Here is a 4,711-nt window from a genome sequence, read left to right on the forward strand (position 1 = left end):
CGGTCCGGGCCCGCGCTGTTCGGTGCGCTGGCGTTGTGGGGGGCGTTCCAGGGGGCGCTGGATATCGCGATGAACACCCAGGCGGCGACGGTCGAGCGGGCCGCCCGGGCGCCGATCATGGCGCGGTTTCACGGCATGTGGAGCGTCGGGACGCTGGTGGGGGCCGTAATCGGCGCGGCGTGCGTCGGCGCCGGCATCGGCCTGGCCGCTCAGCTGACGGTCCTCGGGGCGGTCGTGTTGGTCGTGGTGGGAACGCTCACCCGTCGTCTGATCCCCGATGCGGCCGCCGGCGCCGCGGCGTCGGGCCCGGCCCGGGGCGAGCGGGCCTGGATCACGTCGACGGTGGCGATCCTGGCCGCGGTCTCGTTCGCGTCGTTTCTGTGCGAAGGCGCCGCCACCGACTGGTCGGCCAACTACCTGCGCAACGTCGTCGGCGCCGGCCCGAGCGTCTCGGCGTTGAGCTACGCGGCCTACACGTGTGCGATGGTCATCATCCGGTTCGGCGCGCCCCGACTGCACGCGCGGGTGCCGAGTCGCCGGTTGCTCCCGGCGCTGGCGCTGGTGGCCGTGGTGGGTATGAGCGTGACGCTGGCGACCGCCAACCCGGCCGTCAGCCTGCTCGGTTTCGCCGCGCTGGGTGCGGGCGTGGCGCTGCTGGTGCCCACCGCATTCAGCGCGGCGTACAGCGCGAGCGGAGCGGGATCGGCGATCGCCATCGTGGCGGCCACCGGTTGGCTGGGCTATCTGCTCGGACCGCCGCTGATCGGTCACCTGTCCGGCTGGGTGGGCCTGTCGGCGGCGCTGGTCACGATTCCGGTGACGATGTCGATCGTCGGCGTCGCGATCCGCCGCACGGCGGCCTTCGACAAGGCCGACGAATTCCACCGGGACGTCGCCACCCCCGCGGGTTAGGTGCTTGCGCAGATTGCCGGACTCCTCCTCACCCCGCTCCGCGGGCTGCATCGTCGCCCGGCTAGCGCAGATCCCAGACCTGAAGCCGGGTCCCCTCGGGCACCTCGACGACGTCCTCGGGGATATCGAGCAGCCCGTTCGCCGACGCCAGCCACCGCAGGTGGTGCGATGCCGGCGGGCCGTAACTGGTGACGGTGCTCGCGTCGTCACTGAGCACCGCGCGCCGGAACTGGCGCTTGCCGCGCGGCGATCTCAGCGACTCGGCGAGGACGGCGAACCGGTGCGGGCGTTCCGGATCCGGCAGGCCCATGGCCGTGCGCAGCGCGGGCCGCAGGAACACCTCGAAGGACACCAGCGCGCTGACCGGGTTGCCGGGCAGCGTGACGATCGTCGCGCCGGCCACCCGGCCCACACCTTGCGGCATGCCCGGCTGCATGGCGACCTTGACGAATTCCACGCCCTGGTCGCCGTCGCGGCCGAATGCGTCCTTGACGACCTCGTAGGCGCCGGCGCTGACGCCGCCGCTGGTGATGATCAGATCGGAGTCGGCCGCGTACCGGTCGATGAGCGAACTGAACTGGGCCACATCGTCGTCGGCGGTCGCAACGGCGACCAGTTCGGCGCCCGCATCCCTGACGGCCCCGGCCAGCATGATCGAGTTCGACTCGTAGATCTGCCCCGGCCGCAGCGCGGTGCCCGGGGCCACCAGCTCCGATCCGGTCGAGATCACCAGCACCCGTTGGCGCGGAATCACCGGCAACTCAGCGATCCCCAGCGCCGCGACCAAGCCGAGCACCGCCGGCGTCACGACCTGGCCCCGGTGCAGCACGGTGGTGCCGGGGCGGACGTCCTCCCCCGCTCGCCGGATGTGCTTGCCGGCCCCGCGGGGCTCGCGGATCGACACGACGTCCACACCGCCGTCGGTGGCCTCGACCGGGACAATGGCCGTCGCCCCGGCCGGCAGCGGCGCGCCCGTCATGATCCGGTGGGCCGTTCCGGGCTGCAGCGTCAGTTCGTCGGTGCGCCCGGCCGGAATGTCCTCGGCAACCGGCAACACCACCGGGTTTTCCGGCGTGGCGGACGACGTGTCCTCGGCGTGCACCGCGTACCCGTCCATCGCGGAGTTGTCGAAGACCGGCAATGCCAGCGGCGCGGCCACGTCCTCCGCGAGGACCAGGCCTTGGGCTTCGGTCAGCGCGACCGAGACCGGCGGCCGGGCACGAATCAAATCGGTGACAACACGCTGGTGTTCCGCGACTGAGCGCATCGGGGCCATTATCCGCGCGTCAGATCGGGAAGCGGACGCCGGTGAGTTCTTCGGAGACGGCCCACAGCCGGCGTTGCAGTTCGGCGTCGTGGGACTGGGCGCTGGATTTGACGAGCTTGGGGCGGCCGCGCTGCTCGAAGAAGCCGTCCGGCCCGAAGTACTGGCCGCCTTCGACCGCCGGATCGGTGGCGGCTCGCAGTGTCGGGAGCGCGCCCATGGCGGGGCTTTGGAACAGCACCGGTCCCAGCATGGTCGCCACCGGCCGGAAGATCGCCGGCAGGTTGCGGGTCAGCTCGGTGTTGGAGCCGCCGGGGTGCGCGGCGACGGCGATGGTCTTCGCGTCGGGCGTGGCCGCCAGCCGGCGCTGCAGCTCGTAGGTGAACAACAGGTTGGCCAGCTTGGATTGGCCGTAGGCGGCGATCCGGTCGTACCGGCGTTCGAACTGCAGGTCGTCGAAGCGGATCGCGGCTCGCAGCCGGTGGCCGAGGCTGCTGACGGTCACCACCCGGGAATCCCGCACGGCAAGCAGGTGGTCGAGCAGCAGCCCGGTCAGCGCGAAGTGACCCAGATGGTTGGTGCCGAACTGCAATTCGAATCCGTCCCGGGTGACCTGCTTGGGCGTCCACATCACCCCGGCGTTGTTGATCAGCACGTCGATGCGGGGGTAGGCCGCGCGCAGCGCGTCGGCGGCCGACCGCACCGCGTCCAGCGAAGTCAGGTCCAGCTGCTGCAGCGTGACGTCGGCGTGCGGGCTGGCGGCGACGATGCGCGACAGCGCCGCGTTGCCCTTCTCGAGGTTGCGCACCGCGAGCACGACGTGGGCGCCGCGGTGGGCCAGCACGGCGGCCGCCTCATACCCGATGCCGGTGTTGGCGCCGGTGATGACGACGACGCGGCCGCTCTGATCCGGGACGTCGCTCTCCGACCAGTCGCGGTTCTCTGTGTCGTTGGAAGCCATGGCCCAAAAGATACTCATCCGGAACCGATGCCGCCGGGTGGGAGATGCGGCGCGCAACGGTCGGATCCGGTAGTTGTCCTGGCGGACGAACCCTCGCGGGTGGGGCGGCACGACGAGGGACATGGCTCCGGTGTGCGCATAGCATCGCGTCGTGGGGATCGGGAAGCCATCGACCGCCGAAGACGTTCGGGTGGAGCGGCTGCTGGACGCCGAACACAAAGCGGCGCAGCTGTTCGACGAAATCGAGCGGCGGGCCATGATTCGCCCCGGGATTACCGAAAAGGAGCTCTCCGACCAGATCCATGACCTCGCCGGGCAGATGTTCGGGGTGACCCGGCATTGGCATCGGCGGATCGTGCGGGCCGGGGAGAACACGCTGCAACCGTTCCATGAGCGTCCGCCGGACCGGATGATCGTCGACAACGACATCGTCTTCCTGGACCTGGGACCCATCTTCGAGGAGTGGGAGGCCGACTTCGGCCGGACGTTCCTGCTGGGCGACGACCCGCACAAGCGGGCCGTCCGCGACGCGCTGCCGCGGGTTTGGCAGGCCGGCCGTGACTACTTCGTCGGCCATCCCGACGTTACCGGCGCCGAGCTGTTCGACGTCGTCGTCGGGGTGGCGCACGCGGAGGGCTTCGAGTGGGGCAGCCGCATCGCCGGTCATCTGGTGGGGGAGTTCCCGCACAAGAAGATCGCCGGCCCGGGCATCGAGTGGTACATCATGCCCGGCTCGGACAAGCCGATGCGCCGTACGGACCCACGCGGGCGTGTTTGCCACTGGATCCTCGAGATCCATCTCGTCGACCGCCGGCGCGGTTTCGGCGGCTTCTACGAGCAGCTGCTCGACCTGCCCTGAGCCGGTCGCTTCGGCGAACTTTCTTGCACTCGGCATGGGCGAGTGCTAAGAATGACTTGGCACTCGCGACCAGCGAGTGCTAGGTCGGGACGGTGAGACCTAGCCCCAAGACAGCCAGGTCGTCCGTCGCGGGCACTGCACCCGGCCACAGCGTCCAATGGGGCGACCCGACAAGCGGTCGCCCCGTGTGTCACCCCATATTTCGGAGGAATCACTTCGCAATGGCCAAGACAATTGCGTACGACGAAGAGGCCCGTCGCGGCCTCGAGCGGGGGCTCAACGCCCTCGCCGACGCGGTAAAGGTGACGTTGGGCCCCAAGGGCCGCAACGTCGTCCTGGAGAAGAAGTGGGGTGCCCCCACGATCACCAACGATGGTGTGTCCATCGCCAAGGAGATCGAGCTGGAGGACCCGTACGAGAAGATCGGCGCCGAGCTGGTCAAGGAAGTCGCCAAGAAGACCGACGACGTTGCCGGTGACGGCACGACGACGGCCACGGTGCTGGCTCAGGCCCTGGTCAAGGAGGGCCTGCGCAACGTCGCCGCCGGCGCCAACCCGCTGGGTCTCAAGCGCGGCATCGAGAAGGCCGTCGAGAAGGTCACCGAGACCCTGCTCAAGTCGGCCAAGGACGGCGAGACCAAGGAGCAGAGCGCGGCCACCGCGGGTCTCTCCGCGGGCGACCAGTCGATCGGCGCCCTGATCGCCGAGGCGATGGC

5 protein-coding genes are annotated in these 4,711 nt (G+C 70.0%); 3 read left to right on the plus strand and 2 right to left on the minus strand.

The genetic code is table 11. The features are described 5' to 3' along the window. The coding region (locus Q0W90_RS23360) for an MFS transporter (protein WP_297776936.1) at positions 1 to 912 on the plus strand (912 nt) is incomplete at its 5' end. Positions 913 to 973: 61 nt separating this feature from the next. Here the strand turns inward: Q0W90_RS23360 and glp are convergent. Next, positions 974 to 2,179 (minus strand): gephyrin-like molybdotransferase Glp, encoded by a 1,206-nt coding sequence (glp, locus tag Q0W90_RS23365; RefSeq protein WP_297776939.1) that lies wholly within the window; start codon positions 2,177 to 2,179, stop codon positions 974 to 976. A gap of 19 nt (positions 2,180 to 2,198) precedes the next feature. Further along, positions 2,199 to 3,137 carry an SDR family NAD(P)-dependent oxidoreductase gene (locus tag Q0W90_RS23370; RefSeq protein WP_297596716.1) on the minus strand — a complete coding sequence of 313 codons (939 nt, stop codon included), beginning with the start codon at positions 3,135 to 3,137 and terminating at the stop codon, positions 2,199 to 2,201. A 157-nt stretch (positions 3,138 to 3,294) separates the two neighbouring features. Here Q0W90_RS23370 and Q0W90_RS23375 point away from each other — a divergent pair, with 157 nt between their 5' ends. Both Q0W90_RS23375 and Q0W90_RS23380 read left to right on the plus strand, forming a co-directional pair. Then, positions 3,295 to 3,996, plus strand: a complete 702-nt coding sequence (locus tag Q0W90_RS23375; RefSeq protein ID WP_297596758.1) for a M24 family metallopeptidase — start codon at positions 3,295 to 3,297, stop codon at positions 3,994 to 3,996. 221 nt (positions 3,997 to 4,217) lie between these two features. Then, positions 4,218 to 4,711: TCP-1/cpn60 chaperonin family protein (locus Q0W90_RS23380; RefSeq protein ID WP_297776942.1), on the plus strand; the 494-nt coding region annotated here is incomplete at its 3' end.

Origin of the sequence: Mycobacterium sp. (assembly GCF_025933915.1) — a bacterium.
Classification (GTDB): Bacteria; Actinomycetota; Actinomycetes; order Mycobacteriales; family Mycobacteriaceae; genus Mycobacterium.